We start from the raw sequence: 24,866 nt of genomic DNA, 5'->3' as shown, positions 1-24,866 counted from the left end.
TTGCCCCCGCCACGCTAGGACGGGAACCGCCTCAGCCGTACAGCGCCACGCGGTACAGCGCGGCGAGGGCCGCGTCGATCGGGTGCGGCTGGGGCCTGCCGTCCGCGCCGAGCCGGTTCCAGCGCTGGAGGTTCATCCCGACGGCCAGCTGCCGCCCGCCGTCGGCGCGGGTCATGGCCAGGGTGCCGCCGCCCCACACCGTGCCGCCGTGCCCCCAGAAGGCGTCCGGCCCGTCGTGCTCCTCCTCGCCCTCCATCGGGTGCAGTCCGAGCCCGTACGCGATCAGGCGGCCCTCCTGGGAGACGACCGGGCCCGTGCGCCGCATCTCCGCCAGCGAGGCGGGGCCGACGATCCGGCCCGCGAACAGCTCCGCGTAGAAGCGGTTCAGGTCGGCGACCGTCGAGACCAGCGAGGCGGTCGGGCCCACCCACGACATGTCGAACACGCTGAAGTCGCGCGGCGGGTCGAGCTTCCCGAACCAGGACTCGTACAGCCGGGAGTGCGGCCCCTCGACCTCCGGGCCCTCCGGGAATCCGGTGTCCCGGAGCCCGGCGCGCTCGATGACGTGCCGCGTGATGTACCGCTCGGCCGGGACACCGGTGACCTCCTCCAGGAGCCGGCCGAGCAGCAGGTAGTTGGTGTTCGAGTACACCCCCGGCCGGCCGCCCGGCGTTCCCGCCGGCGGCGCGGACACCCCCATGCCGATCAGCTCGGCCGGATCGAACCGTGTGAACCGGTGCTCCTCCAGGCTCTCGGGCCCCGTCTCCGCGACGACCGGATACGCCTTCAGCGAGGGATAGGCGTACGGAAGGTACTCGGGGAACCCACTGGTGTGGTCGAGCAGCATCCGCACGGTGATCACCTCCCCGCGCTCCCCCGGCACCAGCTCCGGCAGATACCCGCCGACGGGCGCGTCCAGGCCGATCCGGCCGGCCTCGGCCTGCTGGAGGACCGCGGCGGCGGTGAACGTCTTCGTCACGCTGCCGACGCGGTGGCGCAGTCCGGGCTCCGCCGGGCGGCCGGTGCCGAGATCGGCGACGCCCGCGGCCCCGCGCCAGACCTCGTCCCCGGCCCGCACCTCGGCGAACAGGCCCGGCACGCCTGCCCGGTGGACGCGGTCGATCGCGGCGTCCAGCGCTGCGGAATCCAGTGCGTTGCTCATGTCGGGGTGTCCCTCCGTCGTGTCCTGCGGCCGGCTTCCTAAGTCCCTCACGTTCATGCACCCATTATGCACGCGGTGCGTGCAACGCCAAGTGCACAGCTAGGCGCAGCATGGAGTGCCTGGGTTACGCTGGCGCCCTGATCCGGCAGCGGAAGCGTGAGGGGAACGACATGGCGGGCCGCAGGCGCTGGTCGACCGAAGAGATCCTGGACGCGGCGGCCGAGCTGTTGCGCACGGGCGACGCCGACGCGTTCAGCGTGCGCAGACTGGCCTCGGAGCTGGGTACGGACTCCTCCAGCCTCTACCGCCACTTCCGCAGCAAGACCGAACTGCTGCGGGCGGTCGCCGACCGGGTCCTCCTCGCCGCCATGGAGGGCCACCGCCCCGAGGGCGACGGGAAGCAGCGCATCACCGCCCTGGCCCTGCGGCTGCGCGAGGCCTTCGGCGAGCAGCCCCAACTCGCCGCCGTCTGGGGCCGTTACGCCTCCAGCGGCGACGGCGCCCGGCTGATGATGGAAGAGGTCATCCAGGCCCTGCGCGCCTCCGGAATCCCCGATGAGGAGATCCCGGAGCGCTATCACCGCCTCGCCGTCCTCATCGCCGCCCTGATCGCCTTCGAGGCCGGGGCGGCCACCGTGGGCCCGGACGAACGGGCCCAGGGCATGGAGCTGTTCCGCGTCGCCGTCCTCGGCGCCGACCCGGCCCGCTTCCCGGCCGTCGCCCACTTCGCCCGCGACCTCCGCCCCCTGGGCGCGGACCGGGCCGCCGCCTTCGAGGCGATCCTGGCCGCGCACCTGGCGGGGATGGGGGCGGCGGGGAGGGCGTAGGGACCCTCTCGGGCCGGCCCGAGGTCGACCGCCACCCCCCTACCCACCTTTTTGTGGGTACTTGGCACCGCCCCGCGCCGCGGCGAAGCTGGTCATGCCGCGGGGCGCCCGAGCAGGTCAGGAGGGGGAGAGCGAGGGCGAGGGCGTCCCGGTCAGCTGGTCCAGGCGGCGGTGGCCCCAGTCCGAGAGGGGGGCCAGGGCGTCGGCGAGGTCCTGGCCGAACGGGGTCAGGGAGTACTCCGTCCTGAGCGGCCGTTCGTCGTACACCTCGCGGTGGACCAGCCCGTCCGCCTCCATCTCGCGCAGTGCCTGGGTCAGCACCTTCTCGCTGAGCCCGTCGAGCCGGCGGCGCAGTTCGCCGGGCCGCTGCGGTCCGGCCTCCATCAGCCAGAGCAGGGGCGTCTTCCACTTGCCGTCGATCACCGCGATCGCGGCGGTGACCCCGCAGACGTTCGTGTCCTGTGCGCGCTTGCGTCCCATTCCGGTCTCCCCCAGCCCGTCCTTCACATGTCCCAGGAGTCTCACCATGTCCACGACGCCCATGCCCGCAACACCCCGGCCCGCAACGCCCACGTCCACGACGGCCCCGTCCACGACGGACCCCTCCACGACGGACCCGTCCACCGGCCAGTCTGCCGTGACCGTGCTCGGTCTGGGCCCGATGGGCCGCGCGCTGGCCGGTGCCTTCCTCGCCGCCGGGCTCGCGGTCACCGTGTGGAACCGCACCCCGGGCCGGGACGCGGAGCTGGTCGCGGGGGGCGCGACCGGAGCGGAGTCGGCCGCGGCGGCGGTCGCGGCCAGTGCGCTGACCGTCGTCTGCGTCGTCAACTACGACGCGGCGGACGCCGTGTTGCGGGACGCGGCGGTCGCCGCGGCGGCCCGGGGCCGGACCGTCGTGAACCTCTCGGCCGACACCCCGGACCGGGCCCGGTCCACCGCCGAGTGGGCCGCACGGCACGGGGTCGGCTACCTCGACGGCGCGATCATGACGCCCACCCCGACGATCGGGACCCCGGCGGGCGTCTTCCTCCACAGCGGTCCCGCCGAGCTGTACGCCCGGCACCGGCCGGTGCTCGACGCGCTGGGCGGCACCCACACCCACCTCGGAGAAGACATCGGGCGCGCCGCCGCGTACGACCTGGCCCTGCTCGACATCTTCTGGACCGCCATGTCCGGCTACGCGCACGCCCTGGCCCTCGCCTCGGCGGAGGGCATCGCCCCGGGCTCGCTCCTGCCGTTCGCCGAGGGCATCGGTACGCTGCTGCCCACGGTCTTCCGGGACGTCGCCGAGGCCCTGGAGAACCAGGACTTCTCCGGCGAGGGCAACCCGCTGACCTCGGCGGCCTCCTCCATGACCCATATCGTCCACGCCGCCGAGGCCCACGGCATCGCATCGGGCCCGATCCGGGCGGCCGAAGCCCTCACCCGCCGCGTCATCGCCGCCGGCCACGGCCCCGACGGCTTCGCCCGCGTCGCCGACCGCCTCGCCCACGACCGCTCGTCCTGACCGACCGGACGCCCTGCCCGACCGGGCGCCCTGCCCGACCTGGCGCCCTGCCCGACCTGGCGCGCCACGCGGCCGGACGCCCCACGCGGCCGGGCTCCGCCCGCCCACCGTCTCACGGCCGTCCCGACAGGAACCTCTCCACCGTCTCCCTGAACCGCCCCGCGTCGTCCAGCCACGGATAGTGCCCCGCCCCCTCCTGCACGACGAGCCGCGCGTCCGGGAAGAGGGCGGCGCAGTCGGCCGTGGGCCGGGGCGGGCTGTTCAGGTCGAGTGCGCCGGCGAGGAGGAGGACGGGGGAGGGAAGGCCGGCCAGGGCGGCGCGGGTGGCCGCCGGGGTGAACGCCCCGTCGGCGCCGAAGCCGGCGACGGCCCGCGGGTTGTCGGGCGCGCCGTCGGTGTGGTGGCTCCGGGCACTGTCGTCCCAGCGGCCCCGGCCGTACAGGAACGGGGCGATGGCCTCCCAGTCGGTGCCGGTGCCCCGGGTGATCGCGTCGAGGGCCGCGTACGCCGCCGGAAACCAGGGTTCGTCCGCCCGCCGCCGCGCGAGGGCCCGGCGTTCCGCACCGTCGACGTCGATGCCGACGGCCCGCGTACCGGGGGCGACCAGGACGAGCCGGCCGACGCGCGAAGGGTGGCGGGCCGCGTACTGGACGGCGATGTTGGCGCCCGCGCTGTGGGCGAGGAGGTCCACGCGGTCCCGCCCCAGATGGCGGCGCAGCGCCTCGACGTCGTCCACGAGCCGGTCGCACCGGTACCGGGCGGGGTCCTCGGGCACCGGCGAACGGCCCGTACCGCGCAGGTCCGGGAGGACCAGGCGGCGCCCGCCGGAGAGGCCGCCGAGGTCGCCCAGGTAGCGGGGGTCGGCTGGGCCGCCCGGCAGGCAGAGGAGCAGTTCGCCCTCCCCGTGGAGGCGCAGGGCGAGGCGGGTTCCGTCATCTGCCGCGTAGAAGGTGGTCATGACAGCGATCCTGCACGCCATAACTCTGTTATACAACCCCGTTATACAACCTCGTTATGCAACCCTTCATGAGTCCCTGGCGTGGGTATATAACTGGGGTGTGGCAGTCGAGGAGACCAACAACGCGCCCGGAGGCGGACCGCCCGGCCTGACCGACGCGCAGGCCGCGGGGATGTTCGCGGGGATGAACGAGGTGATCCGGGCCGGCGAGGAGGCGCGCCGGCTCCGCGCCGAGCTGATCAAGGTGTGTGCCGGGCTCGGCTGGACCCAGGACCGCATCGCCCGGCTCACCGGGCTGAGCCAGCCCGCCGTGTCCAAGCAGATGGCGAAGGAACGGGACGCCGGGCCCGGTCCGGTCATGGACCTCTCGCTGAGCCAGGGCGACCCGCCCTGGCTCGAAGGACGGCTGTGGGGGCTGGCCGAGGAACTGGCCGAGGCGTACGGGCCGGACGCCCGCCGCACCGCCGGACTCCGCGCCCTGACCCGTGGGAAGAACGGCTTCGCCCCGGAGGACGTCGACGTGCTGCGCCGCCTCGTCGAGGAGGACCTGCGGCGCTACGCCGCCGCGGATTCCGCCCACCGCCGGGCGTACGACGAGATCAGCCGCGGGCTCGACCTGCCGGCCGCACCGCCGTCCGTCGCGCCGCCCGGCACCCCCTCCGTCCGCCGCGCCCTCGCCCACCGCCTCCAGCGCGACGCCCTCGGGAACGCCCACACCTCCCCCGGGCACTGACGGGACCTCACCCCCGCGCACGCGTACCGCCGCCAGACATGTCCCTTGATGCCTCCCGGCCGCGGAGGGAGAGGGCCCGCGTCCTCACTCCCCGCGCGCCCGCACCGCCAGGGTCGCGGCCAGCACGCTCGGGACGAGGAGCAGACCGAAGGCGGCGGCGTACGCGGCCGGATCGGCGGAACCGCCGGCGAGGACGAGGTTGAACACGGCGGCGGCCACCGCCATCACCGCCATCTGGCCCAGGTTCTGACTGGTCTGCATCGCGCTGCTCGCGTACCCCTGACGGCCCGGCGGGCTGTGGGTGAGCGAGAGCAGGGTGAGCGAGGGCGCGGCCATGCCCATGCCGACGGCGGCCAGGACCATGGCCGCGGCGGCGGTCTGCGCGGGGAGGGCGGGCAGCGTTCCGGCGGCGGCCAGCGCCACCGACGCGCCCATCACCAGCGCACCGGCGGTGACCAGCCGGTGCCGGGCGACCCGGCCCTGAAGGCGGCCCTGCAGCCAGGAGGACCCCGCCCAGGCGATCGCGGCGCCCGTGAACGCCAGCCCCGTCTGCACCGGCGGCACCCGCCGCACCGTGTTGAGCAGCAGCGGTACGAAGGCCTCCAGCGTGAAGTACGCCCCCGACGTCATCGCGCGCAGCAGCACCGTGGCGGGCAGTCCCCGCGCGGCGCGCCAGACGCCGGCCGGCAGCAGCCGCGGCACGCACACCACCAGCAGCGCGAGCCCCGCCGCCCCGCACAGCAGATGCGTGAGGTTCCAGCCCGAGACGCCGAACTGCGCCAGCGCCGCCCCCACGCTCACCGCCGCCGCGACCAGCAACGGCGGCCTCGGCCGCGCCTCTCCCTCGCCCTCGCCCTCGCCCTCAGGCTCCGCCTTCCCCGTACCGCCCGCGTTCTCCGCCTTCCACGAGCGGCCGCGCAGCTGGAGCACGACGATCAACGACGGGATCACCGTCAGGGCCGCCAGGCCGAAGAACACCACCCGCCACGACCACCAGGCCGCCACGAGGCCCGCGAGGGGCGGGCCGGCCAGGGACGGGATGATCCAGCAGGTGCTCATCAGGGCCAGGGCGCGGGCCCGCAGCCGGTCCGGATAGGCGTGCGCGATGGCCGTGTTGATCGCGACCGCGATCATTCCGGCCGCCACCCCGTCGAGGAAGCGCCCGGCCGCGAGCTGCCAGATGCTGGTGCTGGTCGCGGAGACGACGAGGGTGATCACCGCGAGGACCACGCCCGCCGCCAGGGGGCGCGCCGCGCCCGAGCGGTCCGCCCAGTCGCCGCCCAGCACCCCGCCGAACAGGCTCGCCGCGACGAAACAGCCCGCCACCAGCGGGTAGAGCGGTACCCCGTCCAGTTCCCGGGCGGCCACCGGAAGCATCGGGACGACGGCGAGCGCGGCGAAGCCGGTCAGGAACATCACCGCGGCGAAGCTGAACGTGGCCGCCGCGTACGTCCGGGAGAACAAGCGCTCCTCGGGGGCCTCCGGCGGAGCCGTCGTCGCCGCCACCGCCCCGTGCCGTCCGTCGCCGGACGCCTTCCGATCATGGGTCACGGGCCGTCAGGCTAGGTGCGCCGGCCCCGGACCCGCCACGGGTTTTCCCGTCCACCGGCCGATGCCGCCCGCGTCCCCCCGCCTTCCGCGTCCCCTCTCCCTCCGCACCCCTTCTCCCTACGCGCCGCTCACGCTCCTCCGCGCACCGCCGCGCTCGCCGACCGAAGCGTCCGCGCGTCCGCCCCCGTCAGCAGGTCCGTGCTGTCCGCCCACTGGTCGACGGTCCCCGTCAGCGGCAGTCCGCGCAGCTCCGGGTCGGTGAGCGAGTCGGCCAGCGGGCGGGCGAACCGTTCCGCGTGCAGGACGAGGAACGGACGGCTGTGGTACGGGCGCGGGGACGGGTCCACCGGGTCGACCAGACCCGTCGCGTTCTGCCGGACGGCCACCGCCTCGTACGCCGCGCACAGCAGCCGCTCCCGCTCCGGGTAGTCCGTGGCGGCCAGCGCGCCGCTCAGCAGGGGGGTCAGTTCCCCGGCGGCGTCCAGCAGGGCGAAGGCGCTCCCGAGCCACTTGGTGTACGGGACGTAGCGCCGCTCCAGCAGCAGGCTCAGCCGCATCAGATCGCGGACCAGCCGGGCGGCGACGACGGCCGAACCGAGCACGTCCCCCACCTCGGCGCAGCGCCCGACGAAGGCCTCCTCCTGGGAGATCCGCTGCCACTGGCAGGCCAGCGCGTACCGCCAGACCTCGTCCGGGTAGCGGGCCAGCCGGGTCCGCGCGGTGGTCAGGTCGCCGGGGCCGTCGTGGAACACCGCCCCGGCGGTGACGCCCGCGAGCCGCTGCTGGGGCATGGCGAGCCAGTCCCGTACGCCCGGTTCGGAGGCGGCGGCGTCCTGGCCGACCTCCGCGACGAGCCAGTCCCCGAGCGCGTGCACGGCCACGCGGTGGTCGACCGGGCCGTCCGACGCGGTCATGTGGGCCGCCGGGTCGAGCGGGTCGGCGGCCGGGGCGAAATGGGTGGACCAGCCCCGGACCCGCTTCGGCAGCCGGTCCGCGAGCAGCCGCCGGATCGCCTCGCCGTGGGCCGCCGCGTCCGACGGCGCGAGGAAGAGGTCCAGACGCGGTCCCCAGTCGTGGTCGGCCGAGCGCGCGGTGTCGAAGCCCAGGACCTCCGAGCCGGGTCCGATCCGCGCGGCGGCGTACGGCAGACCGGGGAAGGCCTCGTCGAGGAGGGGCCGCACCGCCTCCTCGTACAGGATCCGGGAGAGGTCGAGACCGGGCAGGAAGGCGGGTTCGGCAGCGGGCATACGGTCACTCTGCGACCCTCCGGCGGAAGCGGCCAGCGGTTTTCGCGGGCCGTCCACTTGCGGACGATCTGTCACAGACCGAATTGTTACGCTGGCGGACATGACGGCCATGGCACCCGCGCGCACCGCACCGGACCTCTCCTACCTCCTCGACCACACCAGCCATGTGCTGCGCACCCAGATGTCGGCGGCGCTCGCCGAGATCGGACTCACCCCGCGCATGCACTGCGTGCTGGTCCACGCGCTGGAGGAGGAGCGCACCCAGATCCAGCTCGCCGAGATCGGCGACATGGACAAGACCACGATGGTGGTGACGGTGGACGCCCTGGAGAGCGCGGGACTGGCGGAGCGCCGGCCGTCGAGCCGGGACCGCCGGGCGCGGATCATCGCCGTCACCGGGAAGGGCGCGGAACTGGCCGCCCGAAGCCAGGAGATCGTCGACCGGGTGCACACGGACGCGCTGGGCAGCCTGCCGGAATCCGACCGGACCACCCTGCTGCGCGCGCTGGAGCGGCTGGCCGGCGGGCATCTCGCCACCCCGTCCGAGCTTCCCCACACAGCCCGCCGGGCCCGCCAGAACCGCCGGAAGTAGCCCGCCGGGGCCGACGGGGCCCACGAGAACCACGAGAACCACGAGGACGCCCTCCCCCGGCCGCGGTATGCCCGAAAACAAGAACCGAAAGAAATAGTCTGCAACAAAACCATCTGCTACTTTCTCTCTTGTCGCACCGACCGACAGGAGAGCCCCATGTCCGCCCCGCATCCCCCTGCCCTCGCCCCCGACCCCACCCCCGGCTCGCCCCGCACGCGCCGCCTCGCCCTCGGCGTGATCGCCACCGGTCTGCTGATGACCGTGCTCGACGGCTCGATCGTGACCGTGGCGATGCCAGCCATCCAGAACGGCCTGGGGTTCACCCCCTCCGCCCTGAGCTGGGTCGTCAACGCCTACCTGATCGCCTTCGGCGGACTGCTGCTGCTCTCCGGGCGGCTCGGCGACCTCATCGGCCGCAAGCGCATGTTCCTCGCGGGCACCGGCGTCTTCACCGCCGCCTCCGTCCTCGCGGGCGCCGCCGGCTCCCCCGCGCTGCTGATCGCCGCCCGCTTCCTCCAGGGCGCGGGCAGCGCGATGGCCTCGGCGGTCGGCCTGGGCATCCTCGTCACCCTGTTCACCGAACGCCGCGAACGGGCCCGCGCCATCGCCGTGTTCAGCTTCACCGGCTCGGCGGGCGCCTCACTCGGCCAGGTGCTCGGCGGCGTCCTCACCGACGCGCTCGGCTGGCACTGGATCTTCCTCATCAACCTGCCCATCGGCATCGGCACGCTCCTCGTCGCCGCCCGCGTCCTGCCCGCCGACCGGGGCCCCGGACTCGCGGCCGGAGCCGACGCGCTCGGCGCGTTCCTGGTGACCGCCGGGGTCATGACGGGCATCTACGCCGTCGTCCGCGTCGAGTCGTACGGCTGGCTGTCGGCCCACACGCTCGGGCTCGGGGCCCTCGCCCTCGCCCTGATCGCCGCCTTCGCCGTGCGCCAGGCCACGGCCGCCACCCCGCTCCTGCCCCTGCGCGTCCTGCGCTCGCGCAGCGTCGCGGGCGCCAATCTGGTCCAGATGCTGATGGTGGCCGCGCTGTTCTCCTTCCAGATCCTGGTCGCGCTGTACCTCCAGCGGGTACGGGGCTACGGCGCCACCGCCACCGGGCTCGCGATGCTGCCCGCCGCCCTGACCATCGGCGCGGTGTCGCTCGGGATCTCGGCGCGGCTGATCGCGCGCTTCGGTGAACGGCGGGTGCTGGCGGCGGGCCTGGCCATGCTGACGGCCCTGCTGGGGCTCCTCGCCCGGCTCCCCGTCCACGCCCACTACGCCACGGACCTGCTGCCGCTGATGCTGCTCGCCGCGGGCTTCGGACTCGCGCTCCCCGCGCTGACGACGCTCGGGATGTCCGGGGCCGGCGAGAAGGACGCCGGACTCGCCTCGGGGCTCTTCAACACCACCCAGCAGCTCGGCATGGCCGCCGGCGTCGCCGTCCTCTCCACCCTCGCGGCGTCCCGGACCAGCACCCTCCTCGCGGACGGCCACGACCGGGCCGAAGCGCTGACCGGCGGCTACCACCTGGCCTTCGCCGTCGGTGCCGGACTCCTCGCCGCCGCCCTGCTGGTGGCCCTGACCGTGCTGCGCCGTCCGGCCCGCCCGGCACCGGCCCGCCCCGTCCCGGCACCCGCCGCCGACGGACCCCTCCGCACCCCCGCCGAACCGGAACACGAGGCTCACACACCTCCGTTGCCCCATTAGGATCCCGCCCATGGCTACCGATCCCGGCTACACCTGCTCCCGCTGCGGCGAACACCACCCGGAACTCCCGATGGGGTACTCCACCATGGCGCCCGACGTGTGGGACGCGAGCCTGGAGAACGATCCGGACAGCATGCTCTCCTCGGACCAGTGCATCGTCAGGCACGAGCACTACTTCATCAAAGGCCTGATCGAGATACCCGTGACCGACAGCCCGGAGCCGTTCTCCTGGGGGGTCTGGGTCTCGCTGAGCAGGGAGAACTTCGGCCGGGCGCTGGACATGTGGGAGACCCCGGGCCGGGAGTCGGAGAAGCCGTACTTCGGCTGGCTGACCACCGAACTGGGCCTGTACACCCCCCGTACGACCAACCTCAAGACCAACGCCCACACCCGCCCCATCGGCCGGCGCCCGCGCATCGAACTGGAACCGACCGACCACCCGCTCGCCGTGGAGCAGCGCACCGGCATCACACTGGACCGGGTACGGGAGATAGCCGAGGCGGTCCAGCACGCGGACGACAGCCGCTAGCTCCCGCCTCCCGTACCCGGCCCGGACGCCCCTACCGCCCCTCCAGCCCCGACCGCAGCTGCGCGAAACCGTCCTCGGCCTCGCGGACCGCCTGCGCGTACAGCGCGTCGGCGGTGCGGCCCTCGTCGATCCGCCGCCAGTTCTCCAGCGCCAGGATGCGCAGCACGGCGATGATCTGACCGGCCGCCAGCCGGTCCCCCGTCCCGTCGCCGAGGGCGCGGGCGAGCGCCGCCTCGGAGCGGCTCTGGTACGCGTACATCCGGGCCACCAGGGACGGCGTCCCGTACAGCAGCCGGAGGAAGTCCAGGACCGCCGGCACGTCGCAGAGCCCGGTGACCGGGTCGCGGCGCTCCAGTCCGTCGAGGACATGGCGCAGCAGCGCGTCCAGGGGGGTCTCGCCGGACGCGCGGGAGGCGACCACCCGGGCGGGTTCGTCCTCGTGGTCGGCGAACCGGTGGAGTACCAGGTCCTCCTTGGCCGGGAAGTACCGGAACAGCGTCGGCTTGGAGATGTCCGCGGCGGCCGCGACCTCGGCGACGGAGACCTTGTCGAAACCGCGCTCCAGGAACAGCGAGATCGCCGCCTCGGAGACGGCCTGATAGGTCAGCTGCTTCTTCCGCTCGCGCAGCCCCAGCGGCGCGGCGGGCTCGGACCGGGACGGCCGCGCCGCGGATCCGGGCTTCTCTGCGTTCATGGCCATGAAGGGTACGCGCCGGCCTCAGCCGTGCCCGGCGCCCCGCCCCGGGGACCGCGTCCGCGACCGCACCAGGACGTCGATCCCGTCAAGGACCCTCTCCAGCCCGAACCGGAAGTCGTGGTCCGGGTCGCCCGGCGCCCCCATGCCCCCGGTGGCGGCGAGCCGGGAGAGGGCGGGATGGCGTTCCGGGTCGACCAGCCGGCCCAGCGTGCGGGCGTACCCCGCCCTGACCTCCTCGGCCGGGACCCCCCGCGCCTCGACGGCCGCGTCCAGGTCCGCACGCACCAGGGCCTCGTTCCGGACGAACCCGCTGACCAGCATCAGCACGGAGAACTGCTCGCCGGGCTCCAGACCGGTGCCCTCCAGCACCTGGAGCCCCTGCTCCCACCAGGCGACCGAGTGCGGGCTCACCGGCGGGCCGACGACGGGGACGCGGAGCATCCACAAATGCGCGTGGAGGACCCGCCGCTGCGCCCAGGCCCACTGCGCGAGCGCCGCACGCCAGCCGGCCCCTTCCTCCGGGGCGGGCAACGGGGGCGGCGGCCCCAGGGCCGCCTCCCGCATCAGCACGTACAGCTCGTCCTTGGCGGCCACGTACCGGTACAACGACATCGTCGACGCCCCGAGCTCCTTGGCCACCCGCCCCATCGACACCCCGCCGAGCCCCTCGGCCGCCGCGATCCCCACCGCCGCGTCCACGATCCGCTCCAGGCTCAGACCGGGCCGGGGCCCCTTCGCCGGCCTCGCCCGCAGCCCCCAGGCCCTCTCGATGCTCACCGGCAGGCCCGTGTCCCCCGACGCCCGTTCCCCACGCGTCACCCGCACCCCGCCTTCCCTCGGCGCCCATCCTAGGGACGCGTCACCTCAACACGGCGACGCGTCCCTCGGGGCGGACGACGCGGAACTCCGGACACGCGCTAGAACACATCCGGGCACCAGGCCCGCCGCCCCGCCCGCAGCATGGCGTCCGCGCGGGCGGCGGCGCCCTCGGTCAGTTGCTCGACGCGGCCCAGGGCGACCAGGCGGGAGACGCTCTCGTCGCCGAGGTAGAGGGTGCCGAGTTCGCGGATGTCCAGGGCGAGATCGGCGGAGCGGGTGGTGGGGGTGCAGCTCGCGCCGTCCGGGGAGGCGTCCAGGAGGTAGCGGCCGCCGGTGAGGGCGGCGGGGTCGTGGACGTCGAGGACGAGGGAGCCGGGGACGGCGTAGGTGCGTGCCTCCAGGGCCCGGACGACGTCCAGGACGCGGATCCAGAGGAAGTCCGCGTGGGTGACGGTGCGGGCGGCGCGGGGGTCGGGCAGGAGGAGGGGGAGGAGGTCGTCGGGGGCACGGTGGCCGGTGCGGACCGTGGCGATCCAGTCGATCGAGCAGAGGTAGTGCCACAGGGCCCGCTCGGCCTCCGGGGTCACCGCGTCCAGGCTGCGCACGGTCGCCCGGTTCAGCGGCTGCTTGGCGTCGCCCCAGGTGCCGTCCGCGCGGTACGTCAGCAGACCGTCGACGCTGCCCCCGGCCGACCGGTACACCGCGTGGAACGGCTCGGTCCACGGGTCGCCCGGGAACAGCGCCTGACCGGTGTACAGGTCCCACCACCGCGCACCCCGGCTCACCGCACCGTGCCGGGCGGCCCGCAGCCGGTCGTGGAGCGCCGGGCCGAGCGCGCGCACCTCCGCCCCGTCCACCAGGTCGATCCGGCCCCCGTCCGCCGCCGAGGGCACCCGGGCACCGAGATCCAGGCCGGTGCGGTGGACGTCGACCTCCCACTCGGTGGTCCAGGCCGCGGGCCCGAACCCGTACCGCCCGTAGATCGGGTACTCGGCGGCGATCAGCGTCGCCGCCACGTCGCCGCGCTCCTTGGCCTCCGCCAGGTCCGCCGCCATCATCCGCGTGAGCAGTCCGCGCCGGCGGTGCGTCGGGGTCACCGTGACGTTCGTGACCGCGTCCGTCGGCACCGTCGCCCCGCCGACCACCGTCAGCTCCTGCGCGAACGAGCGGAACGTCGCCACGCACCGCCCCCCGTCGAACGCGCCCCGCACCCGCGCCAGGTCCATGTGCGGCAGCCGGCCCTCCACCTCCTCCCGCGACGGGGTCGGCACCCGCAGGAAGCCGGTATTCAGGGCGCGGAGCCACTCGGCGAACTCGGCTTCACGGACGGGACGGACATCGAGGCTGGTCATGCCCCTCACGCTAAACAGCCGGGGTGGGTATGTCGCCCGCTTTTCGTACGGGTGCGCGGCAGGGCCGGAACGCCCCCGGCAGGCCCGGGGGCGGGTGCACAGGGACCCGTGCTTTCGGGCCGGTACACAAGCGGGCCGGACCCCCTCAGAACACCGCGCGGATCTCCCCGACCTCCGCCGCCCCGCCCATCAGCGGCGCCCGGCCGATCCGCGCCACCACCGGGGCGTCCACGCCCAGCAGCCCCAGCGCCCGCGCCAGCACCGGGCCCAGGGCCCGGCCCGCGCCGTCGTCGATCTTGAAGGCGAGGGCCCTGCCGTCCGCCAGCGCCACCGCCTGCACCGCCTCCGCGCCCATCTTCGACAGCGTCCCCGGCACCTCCCGCATCAGCCAGGTGTCGGGCCGCCGGGTCCCGGCCACGTACTCCGGGTGCGCCCGCATCGCGTCCGCCACCCGCCGCTCGGCCGTCCCCGGCGCCGCCGTCACGAACGTACGGAACGCCCGCGCGAGCCCCACCAGCGACAACGCCATCAGCGGCGCCCCGCAGCCGTCCGTGCCGACCGCGGCGATCCGTTCGCCCGCCGCCTCCTCCACCACCTGGTGGACGAGGCGCTGGAGCGGGTGGTCCGGGTCGAGATACGTCGCCGGGTCCCAGCCGTTGCGCGCGCAGACCGCGAGCATCGCCGCGTGCTTGCCGGAGCAGTTCATCGTGAGCCGCTCCCGGACGTGCCCCGCCGCGAGGTAGGCCTCCGCCTCCACCGGGTCCAGCGGGAGATCGGGCGGGGTCTGGAGGTCCTCGGGCCCGAAGCCGTGCTCCGCGAGCATCGTGCGGACCAGATCGAGGTGGAAGCCCTCGCCGGAATGGCTCGCGGCGGCCAGCGCCAGCCGCTCCCCGGAGAGGTCGAGACCGGCCCGCAGCACCGCCGCCGCCTGCATCGGCTTGTTGGAGGAGCGGGGGAAGACCGGGGCGTACGGATCGCCCAGCGTCCGCTCCACACCGCCGTCCGCGTCCAGCAGCACCAGGGAGCCCCGGTGATGCCCCTCGACGAAACCGGAGCGGACCACCTCGGCCAGGACGGGCGGAACCGGCGGGACCGCGCCCGGCTCGGATATGGCGGACGGAGCTGCGCTGGAGGTCATGGTGGCCTTCCGGGGACGGGCGGGACCCGCCCCCGGAAGGATCGCTTCAGGCGAGCAGGTCGTCTACTTGTGCTTCTCCGTCACGGTACCTGCGGGCGATCTCCGCGCCGCAATCGTCCGCGGTGCGCTGGAGCCGGTGCCGGCGCCGGGAGACCTGCTGTTCGTAGCGGACCAGCCGCCCCATCGCGGTGTGCAGCTCTTCGTCCGTCCGGGCGTCGAGGTCGGACAGCTCGACCTCCGCAAGCGTCTCCGCCGCCAGCCTGCGGTACTCGTCGCTGCGCGGCGGGCCGAGCGTGACGTGCCGGGCGGAGGAACGATGCGGCGAGGGTGCGTCCGCCAGGATCTCGGACAGCCGGTCCACCACCGGGGTCTCCGGATCCCGCCGCCGCGCCAGCTCCGCCCGGAGGATGTCGATCCGCCCCTGCACGAGCCGCCGCACATAGCTGAGATCCGCCTCGTCCCGCTGCGACGCGCGCCGCAGCGCCCGCAGCTCCGGCAGCCGCAGCCCGCCCAGATCCGGCGCCGCCGGGCCGCCGGGCCCCTCCTCGGACCCGTGCCCGGTCCGCTGCACGGGCGGGCGCAGGGTGCTCGCGCCCGCCGTCCCCGTGCCGATGCCCGCACCCGTACCGGTACTCGTACTGACACCGCTGTTGACGCCGGGGCGCGCAACCGGCACTGTGCCCGGGGACTGCCCGGTTCCATACGTGCTCATGCTTGTGTCCATCCCCTCGACCGGTGCGTCGGCACACCGCCTCCGTGCATGGTGCCACTCCGAGGGGTCCCGTGGAGGTGCTCTGTACCCGTTCAGCCCAAGATAGGTTGGTCTGTATGCGTGCAGTGGTACAGAGGGTGGATGGCGCGAGCGTCTCGGTGGCCGGCGCCGGTGACGGGGGCGACGGTACGGCCGTCGTCGGCGAAATAGTCGGCGAGGGCCTGTGTGTCCTGGTCGGAGTCACGCACGGGGACACCCCGGAGAAGGCGGCCCAGCTGGCCCGCAAGCTCTGGTCGGTGCGGATCCTGGAGGGCGAGAAGTCCTGCTCCGACGTGAACGCACCGCTTCTGGTGATTTCACAGTTCACTCTCTACGGGGACGCCCGGAAGGGCCGCCGGCCCACCTGGAACGCGGCGGCGCCCGGCGAGATCGCCGAACCGCTGGTCGACGAGGTCGTGGCGCAGCTGCGGGCGCTGGGCGCGCACGTGGAGACGGGCCGGTTCGGAGCGGACATGCGCGTCTCGCTCACGAACCACGGCCCGTTCACCGTTCTCATCGAGGTCTGAGCGGCGGCGGGCCCGGACGGCCCGCGCGGAACCTCAGGGCTCGACGACCGTCTCCTGCGCCGCCGCCGTGTCCCCGGCCAGCAGCTCCGCGTCCACCGCCACGTTCCGCTTCACCAGCGCCAGGGCGATCGGCCCCAGCTCGTGGTGGCGGGCGGAGCTGGTGACGAAGCCCAGCTGACGGCCCTCGGGGCCGTCCGCCGCGAGCCGGACCGGGGCGCCGTGGCCGGGCAGCACGACCTCGCTGCCGTCCAGGTGCAGGAAGACCAGCCGCCGCGGCGGCTTGCCCAGGTTCTGCACCCGGGCCACGGTCTCCTGGCCCCGGTAGCAGCCCTTCTGGAGGTGGACGGCGGTGCCGATCCAGCCCAGCTCGTGCGGGATGGTGCGGTGGTCGGTCTCGAAGCCGAGCCGGGGCCGGTGGCCCTCCACCCGCAGCGCCTCGTAGGCGAGGACGCCGACGGCCGGGCCGTTGTCGGCCGCGTACGCCTCCAGCGAGCCGCGCGGCAGGAACAGGTCGCGGCCGTACGCCGTCTCCCGTACGACGGCCCCCTCGGGTACCTCCGCGATCGAACCGGCCGGGAGGTACACCACGGCGACGTCCTCGGTGCGGTCGGCGACCTCGACCCGGTAGAAGAACTTCATCGACTCCAGATAGGCGATCAGCTCGCCCTGGGTGCCCGGCTCGACGTGCATCCACACGGTCTCGCCGTCGTCGACGAGGTACAGGGCGTGCTCGATGTGGCCGTTCGCCGTGAGGACCAGGGCCTCGGTGGCGCGGCCGGGGGCCAGTTCGCTGACGTGCTGGGTGATCAGGAGGTGCAGCCAGGCCAGCCGGTCGCTCCCCGAGACGGTGACGACACCGCGGTGGGAGAGGTCGACGAGGCCGGAGCCGTCGGCGAGGGCGCGCTGCTCGCGGAACAGGTCGCCGTAGTGCGCGGCGACGCCTTCGTCGCGGCCTTCGGCGGGGACGGCGCCGGGCAGGGACAGCAGGGGGCTCTTCATACGACCAGCGTACGACCGTCCCGGCACGGGCCGTTCACCCAGGCGGCACCGGGCCGGAGGTCACTCGGCGGCGGGGGCCGTCCGCTTCGCTTCCTCGTCGGCCGCCGCCGCCTTCGCCGTGCAGTCCGCGCAGCGGCCGAAGATCGCGAAGTGCTTCATGTCCGTCTCGAAGCCGAAGGCGCCGCGCAGCTTCTCGGTGAACTCGGCGACGACGTCGACATCGGCCTCGATGACGTCCGCGCAGTCGCGGCAGACCAGGTGGATGTGGTGGTGCCGGTCGGCCAGGTGGTAGGTCGGCGCGCCGTGGCCCAGATGGGCGTGGCTGACCAGCTCCAGCTCCTCCAGGAGCTCCAGCGTCCGGTAGACCGTCGAGATGTTCACCCCGGACGCCGTGCGCCGCACCTCGGAGAGGATGTCGTCGGGCGTGGCGTGTTCCAGCGCGTCGACCGCTTCCAGGACAAGCTGCCGCTGCGGCGTCAGCCGGTAGCCGCGCTGCCGGAGATCGGACTTCCAGTCGGTGCTCACCACAGGCTCCAGTCTAGGGCGCGTCCGGCGGATCAGGGCCGGATCAGGGCACGGCGTCTGGTGCGGTGCATCGCAAGGCGCCGGAGCGTCCTGATAGCGGAGCTATCCGGGCGTTCCGGCAACGCCGCGAGGTGCCGTGCCAGGCGTCGCGCCCCCGGCCCTGATCCGCCGGACGCGCCCCTGGGGCGCGTCCGGCCCGACGTTCCTGCCCTGCGTGGAAATACGGCGCCCCGGGGCCGTGCGGACGCCGGCCCCGGGGTGCCCGTGGACTACTTGAAGAACGCGATGCCGTCGTCCGGGAGGTCGCCCAGGCTCTTCGCCATGGCCTCGACCTCTTCCGGGGTGACGACCTTCTTCAGGTGCGCCGACATGTACGGCCGCAGCTCGACCTCGGGGGTCGCCTTCTCGCCGACCCACATCAGGTCGCTGTTCACATAGCCGTAGAGCCGCTTGCCGCCGCTGTACGGGCCGGAGGCGGCGGTCCGCGCCACCGCGTCGGTGACCAGGTCGATCTGCGGCTTCTTGTCGGCCAGCTCGCCGTACCAGATCTCGATGACGCCCTGGTCGCGGGCCATGACGACCTCGACCTTGCGGTCCTTGTCGATGCGCCAGTAGCCGGTCTCCGACTCCAGCGGGGCGACCTTGTTGCCCTGGTCGTCCAGGACCCAGGAGTGCGAGGCGTACTCCAGGAAGTTCCGGCCGTCGTGGCTGAAGGTGACCTCCTGGCCGAAGTTGCACTTCTCGGCACCGGGGAAGTCGGACACCCCGGCACCCGCCCAGTTGCCCAGCAGGAAGGCCAGCGGCACGAGGTCCGGGTGGAGGTCGGACGGGATCTCGATCATGAGCGGCTCAATCGATCGGTGAGGCGGAGGGGGTTAGCGCTGACCCTGGTACAGCTTCTTCACGGTCACGGCCGCGAAGGCGAGGACGCCCACGCACACGAGGACCAGCAGGGCGGAGAAGAATGCCTCAAGCACGTGGAGCTCCTTGAACGAGCGGTATGGCGGCAGTACGGGGCCGGGGACCAGCCTAATGGGTGGGGCCCCGGCACGCCGTTCCGGGGCGTGCCGGGGCCCTGCCGCCGTCCGTCAGCCCAGCAGCTGGTTCTGGAGGATCAGCGTCTGGTGGAAGGGGACGCGCGGGGTGCCCGCGGCGCCCTTCCGCTCCTGGACGACCAGGCCGATCGTGTCGCCCGCGACGACGAAGCCCTCCCGTACCTGGGCCGCGCCGAACGGCTTCGGCTCGTCGAAGACGTACGTCGACGTCTCCGGGACCTTCCCGCCGCCCTTCCACGTCTCGTCCAGGTCCATGTGCTCCGCGCCGGTCAGCGCGTCCCCGGGCGTCGTGCCGATGTACCGGGTGTCCCGGAAGTCGTCGGCGAAGGCCGTCGAGTTGAACTGGAGGAGATAGATCCGCGTGGACGTGCCGTCCGGCATGGTCCAGCCGCGCGCCGCGATGTGCCGCACGGCGGACTCCTTGAGCTGGAGGCGGAGATCGGCGCGGGAGCCCTTCGCGAACGCGGCGAGGAACTGCTCGGTGCCGATCCAGCCGCCCGTCAGCTTCGTGTCCGGCGTCGCCCCGGCCGGGGCCGGGAGCAGCAGCCGGCGCAGGTCCGCGTGGTGGACCTCGGCGGTGTTGCCCTCGGTGAACGGGCGGGGCGCGCCGGCCGGCAGCGCGGGCAGGCTCAGCCGGGGGTAGTCCCAGCGCCCGTCGCTCTCGGTCGCCAGCCCCGGTACGTCGCCGCGGTCCGCCGAGGCGAGGGCGTAGGCCGTACCGGCCCCGAAGGCGCCGAAGACCAGCACGGCGGCGGTCCACCGGGCCACGGCCCGCAGCGCCCGGCGCGGCGGCCGGGGCGCGGGCGCCACCACGGCCGGGACCGGAACCGGCGGCAGCAGAGGCACGGGCGGAAGCTGGGGCGGCTGGGGCGGCAGTGCCTGATGCGGCGGCTCCGCCTGCTCGGGCGGCTGCGATGCGGGTGCGGCCGTCTGCTCGGTCATACGTACTCCCCCGGGGACGTGAGGTGGTCGAGCTGGTCCTTCACCAGCCCGACGACGGCGGACGCGTCGAAGGGCTTGGTGCCGGACGCCGTGAAGGTGAGGGTGATCTCTCCGTCGAACGCCATGCAGGTCATGCGCTCGACCCCGCTCTCCTTCTCCTTGGGCGCCAGGAAGCACCGGGCGGTCCTGGTGTGGCCGGCGACCTTCGGTCCCTTCCGGAAGAAGCCGACGGCCTCGAAGAGACCGGTCCGCGTCGTGTACAGGTCCCGGACGGCCTTGGTGTCCTTCATCCGCACCAGTTCCGTCTTGACGACGAGGTCGTTGGTGTCCTGCGCGTACGTCCGGATGGCGAGGCCCTGGACGCGCAGCTTGTCGATGCGCTTCTCCAGCTCCCGGCGTTGTTTGCCGGCCAGCCCCCGGGCGCTCTCCTTCATCTCGGCGGTGGCCGCGCGTCCGCTCAGTTCGCTGTCGTTTCCGTGCACCCCGGAGTCCGGGCCGAGCCGGAAGTTCCGGGGCACCGGCAGGAGCAGCCTGCTCAGTTCGGTGGTGGTCCGGCCGCGCGAGACGTCACCGGCCGGGTCGGGGCCCGGCCCCTTCCCGTCCTCGTACCAGAGGCTCGTCGGCACCGTGCGGTCGGCGCCGTCGACCGTGGCCTTCGTGTACACGGCCGCTCCGGCGACGGCGGCCAGCACCAGCACGACGGGGACCGCCGCGAGGACCACCCGCCGCACACCGCTCCTGCGGACGGGCGGCGCGGACTCGGGCACGGCTTCGGGGGCGGGCGCGGCTGCGGGAACGGGCTCGGCTGCGGGAGCGGGCACCGTCTCCGGAACGGCTGCGGTCACGGCTTCGGGCGCGGGGCCCTGCTCCGGGGCGGCGTCGTCGTTGCTCACAGGCGCTCCAGCTGCTGCTCGGCCAGCGTACGGATGTCCTTCTTGCTGATCGGTTCGGTGTCGACCAGATTGACCTCGGCCATGATGTCCCCGCGGTCGAAGACGGCCCTGGCCCGGTAGAGCGGCAGGTAGCCCGGCTCCCGGTCGGCCTTGTACAGGTAGTAGCGGCCGTCGATGCTGCCCTTGAGCGCGTCTCCCGTGTTGCCCGCGCCGTGTTTCGGGTCGGGCATGTAGGAGCGCTGGTCGGCGGCGTGCAGGTCGGCCGACATGGCCGTACCGGCGCGGAACTGCACCAGCATGACGCTCGCCACGCGGTGTTCGTCCTTCGTCCAGGCGGCGGCCGCGACCCGGCGGATGTCCGCCTCCAGAAGACTGCCGAACATGTACGAGTCGTTCTCGAAGTCGCGCACATAGTCGTCGACCGTGATCCAGCCGTCCCGGATCTCGGGTACGTCCTTGCTCTCGCGCCAGCCGGCCGGCCGGGGCACGAGCAGTGTGCGCAGATCGCCGTCCGCGCGGACCCGGCGGTCCTGCGAGGCGGGCAGCGGTTCGGGCGCCCGGCCCGCGGGCAGGGCCTTCGCCGGGTACCCGAGCCCCGGCTGCGAGAGCGCGGCGAGCGGCGTCGGGGCGCGTCCGGCCTGGATGTCGAAGCCGACGGCCGCACCGGCCGCGATGCCCAGCACGGCCGCGGCCGCGATGATCAGCGTCGTACGTCCGCGCGGGCGCCGCTTCGGGGAAGCGGCCGGTTCCGGCGGTGCCGTCGGTTCCGCCACCCCCACCGGAACGGGCGGCTCCGCCTGTTCGTCGGACACTGTGTCGTTCGGATTCACTTTTGGGGTCCCCCCACGAGACCTGAGGCACGGGTTCCGTTACCTGTGCATCCACCTGACCGCCGGGGCGCCAACGGGGTTGTACGGCAGGGGATTACAGTTCGGCATATGCCGAAGAAGCTCGTGATCAAGGTGACCGCAGGTGCCGACTCCGCCGAGCGCTGTTCGCAGGCGTTCACCGTCGCGGCGGTGGCCGTGGCGAGCGGGGTGGAGGTCTCGCTCTGGCTGACCGGGGAGTCCGCGTGGTTCGCGCTCCCGGGGCGGGCCGCGGAGTTCGAACTGCCGCACGCGGCGCCGCTGCCGGACCTGATCGAGTCGATCCAGGCGGGCGGGCTCATCACACTGTGCACGCAGTGCGCGGCCCGGCGCGACATCACCGAGGCGGACGTCCTGGAGGGCGTGCGGATCGCGGGCGCCCAGGTCTTCGTCAGCGAGATCATGGCGGACGGCGTCCAGGCGCTCGTCTACTGACGGTCCGCCACCGTCCCGGGGGCCGTTGGGCGGTGGTGTCCACGGTCCGCCACCGGCCGGGGACCGTTCAGCGGCGGTGTCTGCCGTCCAGCTCGTCCCACCAGGCGTCGGACTCCGGATCGCCCGTGGGCCCCTGCCGCACCGGCGGCTCCTCGGTCCGGCGCGTCCGCTCGGGCGGCCGGGTGCGCCGCGCGGGCTCGTCCCACCAGCGGTCCTCCGGGCCCTTCCGGTTGGCGACCATCGCCGCGAAGGGCGGGATCACCATCGCCACCACGCACATCGCGATCGCGGCCGGCATCGACCAGAGCCGCACGAAGGACCAGGCCGAGACGAAGAGCACGAGGCATCCGGCCATCATCAGGAAGTAGGCGCGCCGGCGTCGGCGGTACATGACTCCAGCGTAGGCCCGTTTCCGTCACCCGGCCGGTCCAAGGACGGACCGATCGCGGACCCGGTCGCGGACCGGATCGCGCACAGGCCCACGCACCCGACCACGGACCCGAAGCCGCCCCCGGCCACGCTCCGGACGGCGCGAAGGGCCGCACCCCGCTCAGGAAGCGTCCAACCCCCTGGGGTGCGGCCCTCCGGCCGGTTCGGCGGCAGCGACCCGCCGGCCCTGCTCAGACGGCGATGGCCACCTCGGAGAGGCCGCCCGTCTGCGCGACGACCGTGCGGTCGGCGCTGCCGCCGGGGACCAGGGCGCGGAGCGTCCAGGTGCCCTCGGCCGCGTAGAAGCGGAACTGTCCGGTCGCCGAGGTCGGGACCTCGGCGGTGAACTCGCCGGTCGAGTCCAGCAGGCGGACGTACCCGGTGACGGGCTCGCCGTTGCGGGTCACGCTGCCCTGGATGGTGGTCTCACCGGGCTTGATCGTCGAGGCGTCGGGGCCGCCGGCCTTTGCTCCACACATGGTTCTGTCCTTCTGGTCGGGGGTCGTGCCGGTCCGGGTGGCACGGCCGGTCCGGGTGCGGACCGGCCGTACGGGGATTACTTGTTGGCGCCGAGCTCGATCGGCACGCCCACGAGGGAGCCGTACTCGGTCCACGAGCCGTCGTAGTTCTTGACGTTCTCCTGGCCGAGCAGCTGGTGCAGCACGAACCAGGTCAGCGCGGAGCGCTCACCGATGCGGCAGTAGGCGATGGTGTCCTTCGACAGATCGACCTGCTCCGCCTCGTAGAGGGCCTTCAGCTCCTCGTCCGACTTGAAGGTGCCGTCGTCGTTGGCGTTCTTCGACCACGGGATGTTGCGGGCGCTGGGCACGTGGCCGGGGCGCTGCGACTGCTCCTGCGGGAGGTGCGCCGGGGCGAGCAGCTTGCCGCTGAACTCGTCGGGCGACCGCACGTCGACCAGGTTCTTGCTGCCGATCGCGGCGACGACGTCGTCGCGGTAGGCGCGGATCGACTCGTCCTGCGCCTGGGCCTTGTACTGCGTGGCCGGGCGGGACGGGACCTGGTCGCCGTCGACCAGGTCGCGGGAGTCCAGCTCCCACTTCTTGCGGCCGCCGTCGAGCAGGCGGACGTCCTGGTGGCCGTAGAGCTTGAAGTACCAGAACGCGTAGGACGCGAACCAGTTGTTGTTGCCGCCGTAGAGGACGACCGTGGTGTCGTTGGCGATGCCCTTGGCGGACAGCAGCGCCTCGAAGCCGGCCTGGTCGATGAAGTCGCGGCGGACCGGGTCCTGGAGGTCCTTCGTCCAGTCGATCCGGATCGCGTTCCTGATGTGGTTCTTCTCGTACGCGGAGGTGTCCTCGTCGACCTCGACGAGGGCGACCTGGGGGTCGTCGATGTGGGCCTCGACCCAGTCGGCGTCTACCAGGACGTCACTGCGGCTCATGCTGTTCTCCTCCGGGGCAGTCTGCGGCGGGATGATGCGAGTGGTGCGCGATGGTGCGTGGTGATTCCGGACGTACGCGGCGCGGTGGGCGCGTGCACAGGTGCCACGCGGGACGGCCTCGACGAACGGCGTCGGAGGCCCGGGAATGCGGGACGGCGGAGGTCCCGCTCAGACAGTGCGACAGAGCATGGCGGCGACGCGGCACAGGTCCACTGCCCGCCGCTTCGTGAGATCCGCCTGTCCCCGCTGTCGGAGACCGCTAATAGAGCACTGCATGGGTCCGATCGTAGGGACGTCCGGGCGGCCATGTCACCGTTGTGTCGTATATTGAGACACGATCGTCCGACATGTGGGACGAGTGTGGGGTGCATCCGCCTCCCGGGGCTCCGCGCACCCGGCGGTCCCGGTGCGGCATCTGCGGTACGGACTCCGCCGTCTCAGTATGTGGTGAGGCGGGCGGACCGGCCGGTACGGAACGGGCCCGACGAGATGGTCAGCCCGCGAGGCGGACGTCGGTGCCCGTCACGGAGATCTCCAGACCGGCGGCGGTCGGTTCGATCCGCTCCAGCTTCAGCCCGTTCGGCAGCGTGCCGACCTCGCGCTCGAAGTCGGTCTTCTCGCGGACGAGGCCTTCGAGCCCCGGGATCCCCTCGCCCGGCACCTTGTCGGCGTGCACCCGCACGGTGTGGCCGTCGACCAGCGTCACCGTGGACAGCACACTGCGGGTCAGCGTCCGGCCGAGGATGTTCACCGAACCGGTCACCTTCACCTTGCCCTTGCCGCCGTACTCGACGACGACGTCCTGGGCGGCCGCCTTCGTCAGATCCGCGTACGAGACGACGGCCGTCCCGGTGGCCCGGTCGGCGGTCGCCCCGGAGAAGCCGTCGGCCAGCCGCACCCGGTGCAGGTCCGCCGTCATGCGGTCGATGCGCAGCGCGCGGCCCCCGGCGGTCGCCTCGATCCCGTCGACCTTCACCTCGACCTCGTCGAGTTCCTTGCCGAGGACCTGGGTCAGGAACGGGAAGCCCTTGATCGAGACGTCCGTGGACTTGATGGTCGCCCCGGAGACCTCCACCCGGTCGGCCGCCCGCGACTCGGCGAACCAGACGGCCGCCCGGTCCACGGCCGTGAACAGTCCGGCCAGGACCACCAAGACGACCAGCAGTATTCGCAGTGCACGCATGCCTGTCCTTCCCCCACCCCACGCCCGTCCGGTCCCGGGCGTCCGCGCGTTC

Annotated in this window: 29 protein-coding genes; 8 read left to right on the top strand and 21 right to left on the bottom strand. The window is 73.6% G+C overall.

What is annotated here, in order from left to right; all coding sequences use genetic code 11:
- Positions 1-31: 31 nt before the first annotated feature.
- Entirely contained in the window at positions 32-1,162 is a 1,131-nt protein-coding gene (locus ACFVDM_RS31155) for a serine hydrolase domain-containing protein (protein WP_383648188.1), read from the bottom strand.
- A 170-nt stretch (positions 1,163-1,332) separates the two neighbouring features.
- On the opposite strand from ACFVDM_RS31155, the gene ACFVDM_RS31150 reads away from it, so the two are divergent.
- Positions 1,333-1,989: a TetR/AcrR family transcriptional regulator gene (locus ACFVDM_RS31150; RefSeq protein ID WP_383648186.1), complete on the top strand. Its 657-nt coding sequence runs from the start codon at positions 1,333-1,335 to the stop codon at positions 1,987-1,989.
- 117 nt (positions 1,990-2,106) lie between these two features.
- On the opposite strand, the gene ACFVDM_RS31145 is transcribed toward ACFVDM_RS31150, so the two are convergent.
- Positions 2,107-2,469, bottom strand: a complete 363-nt coding sequence (locus ACFVDM_RS31145) for a winged helix-turn-helix transcriptional regulator (protein WP_383648452.1) — start codon at positions 2,467-2,469, stop codon at positions 2,107-2,109.
- A gap of 46 nt (positions 2,470-2,515) precedes the next feature.
- Here ACFVDM_RS31145 and ACFVDM_RS31140 point away from each other — a divergent pair, with 46 nt between their 5' ends.
- On the top strand, positions 2,516-3,496 hold the full coding sequence (locus ACFVDM_RS31140; protein WP_383648184.1) for an NAD(P)-dependent oxidoreductase: 981 nt from the start codon (positions 2,516-2,518) through the stop codon (positions 3,494-3,496).
- Positions 3,497-3,608: 112 nt separating this feature from the next.
- On the opposite strand, the gene ACFVDM_RS31135 is transcribed toward ACFVDM_RS31140, so the two are convergent.
- Complete coding sequence (locus ACFVDM_RS31135) at positions 3,609-4,454, bottom strand: alpha/beta fold hydrolase (protein ID WP_383648182.1); 846 nt, start codon at positions 4,452-4,454, stop codon at positions 3,609-3,611.
- 100 nt (positions 4,455-4,554) lie between these two features.
- Here ACFVDM_RS31135 and ACFVDM_RS31130 point away from each other — a divergent pair, with 100 nt between their 5' ends.
- On the top strand, positions 4,555-5,187 hold the full coding sequence (locus ACFVDM_RS31130; protein WP_383648180.1) for a sigma-70 family RNA polymerase sigma factor: 633 nt from the start codon (positions 4,555-4,557) through the stop codon (positions 5,185-5,187).
- A gap of 84 nt (positions 5,188-5,271) precedes the next feature.
- Here the strand turns inward: ACFVDM_RS31130 and ACFVDM_RS31125 are convergent, their stop codons facing one another.
- Positions 5,272-6,603, bottom strand: coding sequence for an MFS transporter (locus ACFVDM_RS31125; RefSeq protein ID WP_383648450.1), 1,332 nt, complete (start codon positions 6,601-6,603; stop codon positions 5,272-5,274).
- A gap of 263 nt (positions 6,604-6,866) precedes the next feature.
- Positions 6,867-7,985, bottom strand: coding sequence for a DUF4037 domain-containing protein (locus ACFVDM_RS31120; RefSeq protein WP_383648178.1), 1,119 nt, complete (start codon positions 7,983-7,985; stop codon positions 6,867-6,869).
- A 100-nt stretch (positions 7,986-8,085) separates the two neighbouring features.
- Here ACFVDM_RS31120 and ACFVDM_RS31115 point away from each other — a divergent pair, with 100 nt between their 5' ends.
- The 3 genes from ACFVDM_RS31115 (at position 8,086) to ACFVDM_RS31105 (ending at position 10,801) form a co-directional block, all read left to right on the top strand.
- The gene (locus ACFVDM_RS31115) at positions 8,086-8,577 is read left to right on the top strand and encodes a MarR family winged helix-turn-helix transcriptional regulator (RefSeq protein ID WP_383648176.1); all 492 of its coding nucleotides are present in this window, start codon (positions 8,086-8,088) and stop codon (positions 8,575-8,577) included.
- 156 nt (positions 8,578-8,733) lie between these two features.
- A complete protein-coding gene (locus ACFVDM_RS31110) occupies positions 8,734-10,272 on the top strand; it encodes an MFS transporter (protein WP_383648174.1) in 1,539 nt (512 codons plus the stop codon).
- Between the two features lie 70 nt (positions 10,273-10,342).
- Positions 10,343-10,801 (top strand): DUF2199 domain-containing protein, encoded by a 459-nt coding sequence (locus ACFVDM_RS31105; protein WP_383648447.1) that lies wholly within the window; start codon positions 10,343-10,345, stop codon positions 10,799-10,801.
- Between the two features lie 31 nt (positions 10,802-10,832).
- On the opposite strand, the gene ACFVDM_RS31100 is transcribed toward ACFVDM_RS31105, so the two are convergent.
- From ACFVDM_RS31100 to ACFVDM_RS31080, 5 genes are all read right to left on the bottom strand, one after another.
- Positions 10,833-11,501: a TetR family transcriptional regulator gene (locus ACFVDM_RS31100; protein WP_383648172.1), complete on the bottom strand. Its 669-nt coding sequence runs from the start codon at positions 11,499-11,501 to the stop codon at positions 10,833-10,835.
- 18 nt (positions 11,502-11,519) lie between these two features.
- Positions 11,520-12,317 carry a TetR/AcrR family transcriptional regulator gene (locus tag ACFVDM_RS31095; protein ID WP_383648170.1) on the bottom strand — a complete coding sequence of 266 codons (798 nt, stop codon included), beginning with the start codon at positions 12,315-12,317 and terminating at the stop codon, positions 11,520-11,522.
- Between the two features lie 98 nt (positions 12,318-12,415).
- Positions 12,416-13,669 carry a GNAT family N-acetyltransferase gene (locus ACFVDM_RS31090; RefSeq protein WP_383648168.1) on the bottom strand — a complete coding sequence of 418 codons (1,254 nt, stop codon included), beginning with the start codon at positions 13,667-13,669 and terminating at the stop codon, positions 12,416-12,418.
- A gap of 145 nt (positions 13,670-13,814) precedes the next feature.
- A complete protein-coding gene (locus ACFVDM_RS31085; RefSeq protein WP_383648166.1) occupies positions 13,815-14,807 on the bottom strand; it encodes an asparaginase in 993 nt (330 codons plus the stop codon).
- A gap of 46 nt (positions 14,808-14,853) precedes the next feature.
- Complete coding sequence (locus tag ACFVDM_RS31080; RefSeq protein WP_383648164.1) at positions 14,854-15,519, bottom strand: ABC transporter substrate-binding protein; 666 nt, start codon at positions 15,517-15,519, stop codon at positions 14,854-14,856.
- A gap of 116 nt (positions 15,520-15,635) precedes the next feature.
- Between ACFVDM_RS31080 and dtd the strand changes: the two genes are divergently transcribed.
- Positions 15,636-16,085 carry a D-aminoacyl-tRNA deacylase gene (gene dtd, locus ACFVDM_RS31075; protein ID WP_383648162.1) on the top strand — a complete coding sequence of 150 codons (450 nt, stop codon included), beginning with the start codon at positions 15,636-15,638 and terminating at the stop codon, positions 16,083-16,085.
- Between the two features lie 33 nt (positions 16,086-16,118).
- Here the strand turns inward: dtd and ACFVDM_RS31070 are convergent, their stop codons facing one another.
- The 6 genes from ACFVDM_RS31070 to ACFVDM_RS31045 all read right to left on the bottom strand — a co-directional run bounded on the left by ACFVDM_RS31070 (position 16,119) and on the right by ACFVDM_RS31045 (position 21,311).
- Positions 16,119-17,084 carry a YgfZ/GcvT domain-containing protein gene (locus ACFVDM_RS31070; RefSeq protein ID WP_383648160.1) on the bottom strand — a complete coding sequence of 322 codons (966 nt, stop codon included), beginning with the start codon at positions 17,082-17,084 and terminating at the stop codon, positions 16,119-16,121.
- A 60-nt stretch (positions 17,085-17,144) separates the two neighbouring features.
- Positions 17,145-17,612, bottom strand: a complete 468-nt coding sequence (locus ACFVDM_RS31065; RefSeq protein WP_383648157.1) for a Fur family transcriptional regulator — start codon at positions 17,610-17,612, stop codon at positions 17,145-17,147.
- Positions 17,613-17,878: 266 nt separating this feature from the next.
- Complete coding sequence (locus ACFVDM_RS31060; RefSeq protein ID WP_383648155.1) at positions 17,879-18,451, bottom strand: FABP family protein; 573 nt, start codon at positions 18,449-18,451, stop codon at positions 17,879-17,881.
- 246 nt (positions 18,452-18,697) lie between these two features.
- On the bottom strand, positions 18,698-19,606 hold the full coding sequence (locus ACFVDM_RS31055) for a hypothetical protein (protein ID WP_383648153.1): 909 nt from the start codon (positions 19,604-19,606) through the stop codon (positions 18,698-18,700).
- Positions 19,603-20,451 carry a hypothetical protein gene (locus tag ACFVDM_RS31050; protein ID WP_383648444.1) on the bottom strand — a complete coding sequence of 283 codons (849 nt, stop codon included), beginning with the start codon at positions 20,449-20,451 and terminating at the stop codon, positions 19,603-19,605. Before ACFVDM_RS31050 ends, ACFVDM_RS31055 begins: the two co-directional genes overlap by 4 nt.
- A 44-nt stretch (positions 20,452-20,495) precedes the next feature.
- On the bottom strand, positions 20,496-21,311 hold the full coding sequence (locus tag ACFVDM_RS31045; protein ID WP_383648151.1) for a hypothetical protein: 816 nt from the start codon (positions 21,309-21,311) through the stop codon (positions 20,496-20,498).
- A gap of 126 nt (positions 21,312-21,437) precedes the next feature.
- Between ACFVDM_RS31045 and ACFVDM_RS31040 the strand changes: the two genes are divergently transcribed.
- Positions 21,438-21,800, top strand: coding sequence for a DsrE family protein (locus ACFVDM_RS31040; protein WP_383648149.1), 363 nt, complete (start codon positions 21,438-21,440; stop codon positions 21,798-21,800).
- A 67-nt stretch (positions 21,801-21,867) separates the two neighbouring features.
- Here ACFVDM_RS31040 and ACFVDM_RS31035 read toward each other — a convergent pair whose 3' ends face one another.
- The 5 genes from ACFVDM_RS31035 to ACFVDM_RS31015 all read right to left on the bottom strand — a co-directional run bounded on the left by ACFVDM_RS31035 (position 21,868) and on the right by ACFVDM_RS31015 (position 24,814).
- A complete protein-coding gene (locus ACFVDM_RS31035) occupies positions 21,868-22,191 on the bottom strand; it encodes a DUF3099 domain-containing protein (protein ID WP_383648145.1) in 324 nt (107 codons plus the stop codon).
- A 229-nt stretch (positions 22,192-22,420) separates the two neighbouring features.
- The gene (locus ACFVDM_RS31030) at positions 22,421-22,708 is read right to left on the bottom strand and encodes a DUF1416 domain-containing protein (protein WP_148837139.1); all 288 of its coding nucleotides are present in this window, start codon (positions 22,706-22,708) and stop codon (positions 22,421-22,423) included.
- 77 nt (positions 22,709-22,785) lie between these two features.
- On the bottom strand, positions 22,786-23,631 hold the full coding sequence (locus ACFVDM_RS31025; protein ID WP_383648139.1) for a sulfurtransferase: 846 nt from the start codon (positions 23,629-23,631) through the stop codon (positions 22,786-22,788).
- A 168-nt stretch (positions 23,632-23,799) separates the two neighbouring features.
- Positions 23,800-23,907: a putative leader peptide gene (locus tag ACFVDM_RS31020; protein WP_351392369.1), complete on the bottom strand. Its 108-nt coding sequence runs from the start codon at positions 23,905-23,907 to the stop codon at positions 23,800-23,802.
- Positions 23,908-24,124: 217 nt separating this feature from the next.
- Positions 24,125-24,814: a DUF2993 domain-containing protein gene (locus ACFVDM_RS31015; protein ID WP_383648133.1), complete on the bottom strand. Its 690-nt coding sequence runs from the start codon at positions 24,812-24,814 to the stop codon at positions 24,125-24,127.
- Positions 24,815-24,866: the final 52 nt, after the last annotated feature.

The organism is Streptomyces sp. NPDC057682, from assembly GCF_042799575.1.
Classification (GTDB): Bacteria; Actinomycetota; Actinomycetes; order Streptomycetales; family Streptomycetaceae; genus Streptomyces.
This window is presented reverse-complemented; position numbering and strand designations above follow the sequence as displayed.

Bases quoted from the DNA above. Each gene is read 5' to 3' on its own strand.
- ACFVDM_RS31155 (WP_383648188.1), bottom strand. From the start codon at position 1,162: ATGAGCAACGCACTGGATTCCGCAGCGCTGGACGCCGCGATCGACCGC.
- ACFVDM_RS31150 (WP_383648186.1), top strand. From the start codon at position 1,333: ATGGCGGGCCGCAGGCGCTGGTCGACCGAAGAGATCCTGGACGCGGCG.
- ACFVDM_RS31145 (WP_383648452.1), bottom strand. From the start codon at position 2,469: ATGGGACGCAAGCGCGCACAGGACACGAACGTCTGCGGGGTCACCGCC.
- ACFVDM_RS31140 (WP_383648184.1), top strand. From the start codon at position 2,516: ATGTCCACGACGCCCATGCCCGCAACACCCCGGCCCGCAACGCCCACG.
- ACFVDM_RS31135 (WP_383648182.1), bottom strand. From the start codon at position 4,454: ATGACCACCTTCTACGCGGCAGATGACGGAACCCGCCTCGCCCTGCGC.
- ACFVDM_RS31125 (WP_383648450.1), bottom strand. From the start codon at position 6,603: ATGTTCCTGACCGGCTTCGCCGCGCTCGCCGTCGTCCCGATGCTTCCG.
- ACFVDM_RS31120 (WP_383648178.1), bottom strand. From the start codon at position 7,985: ATGCCCGCTGCCGAACCCGCCTTCCTGCCCGGTCTCGACCTCTCCCGG.
- ACFVDM_RS31115 (WP_383648176.1), top strand. From the start codon at position 8,086: ATGACGGCCATGGCACCCGCGCGCACCGCACCGGACCTCTCCTACCTC.
- ACFVDM_RS31110 (WP_383648174.1), top strand. From the start codon at position 8,734: ATGTCCGCCCCGCATCCCCCTGCCCTCGCCCCCGACCCCACCCCCGGC.
- ACFVDM_RS31105 (WP_383648447.1), top strand. From the start codon at position 10,343: ATGGGGTACTCCACCATGGCGCCCGACGTGTGGGACGCGAGCCTGGAG.
- ACFVDM_RS31100 (WP_383648172.1), bottom strand. From the start codon at position 11,501: ATGGCCATGAACGCAGAGAAGCCCGGATCCGCGGCGCGGCCGTCCCGG.
- ACFVDM_RS31090 (WP_383648168.1), bottom strand. From the start codon at position 13,669: ATGACCAGCCTCGATGTCCGTCCCGTCCGTGAAGCCGAGTTCGCCGAG.
- ACFVDM_RS31085 (WP_383648166.1), bottom strand. From the start codon at position 14,807: ATGACCTCCAGCGCAGCTCCGTCCGCCATATCCGAGCCGGGCGCGGTC.
- ACFVDM_RS31080 (WP_383648164.1), bottom strand. From the start codon at position 15,519: ATGAGCACGTATGGAACCGGGCAGTCCCCGGGCACAGTGCCGGTTGCG.
- dtd (WP_383648162.1), top strand. From the start codon at position 15,636: ATGCGTGCAGTGGTACAGAGGGTGGATGGCGCGAGCGTCTCGGTGGCC.
- ACFVDM_RS31070 (WP_383648160.1), bottom strand. From the start codon at position 17,084: ATGAAGAGCCCCCTGCTGTCCCTGCCCGGCGCCGTCCCCGCCGAAGGC.
- ACFVDM_RS31060 (WP_383648155.1), bottom strand. From the start codon at position 18,451: ATGATCGAGATCCCGTCCGACCTCCACCCGGACCTCGTGCCGCTGGCC.
- ACFVDM_RS31055 (WP_383648153.1), bottom strand. From the start codon at position 19,606: ATGACCGAGCAGACGGCCGCACCCGCATCGCAGCCGCCCGAGCAGGCG.
- ACFVDM_RS31040 (WP_383648149.1), top strand. From the start codon at position 21,438: ATGCCGAAGAAGCTCGTGATCAAGGTGACCGCAGGTGCCGACTCCGCC.
- ACFVDM_RS31035 (WP_383648145.1), bottom strand. From the start codon at position 22,191: ATGTACCGCCGACGCCGGCGCGCCTACTTCCTGATGATGGCCGGATGC.
- ACFVDM_RS31030 (WP_148837139.1), bottom strand. From the start codon at position 22,708: ATGTGTGGAGCAAAGGCCGGCGGCCCCGACGCCTCGACGATCAAGCCC.
- ACFVDM_RS31025 (WP_383648139.1), bottom strand. From the start codon at position 23,631: ATGAGCCGCAGTGACGTCCTGGTAGACGCCGACTGGGTCGAGGCCCAC.
- ACFVDM_RS31020 (WP_351392369.1), bottom strand. From the start codon at position 23,907: ATGCAGTGCTCTATTAGCGGTCTCCGACAGCGGGGACAGGCGGATCTC.
- ACFVDM_RS31015 (WP_383648133.1), bottom strand. From the start codon at position 24,814: ATGCGTGCACTGCGAATACTGCTGGTCGTCTTGGTGGTCCTGGCCGGA.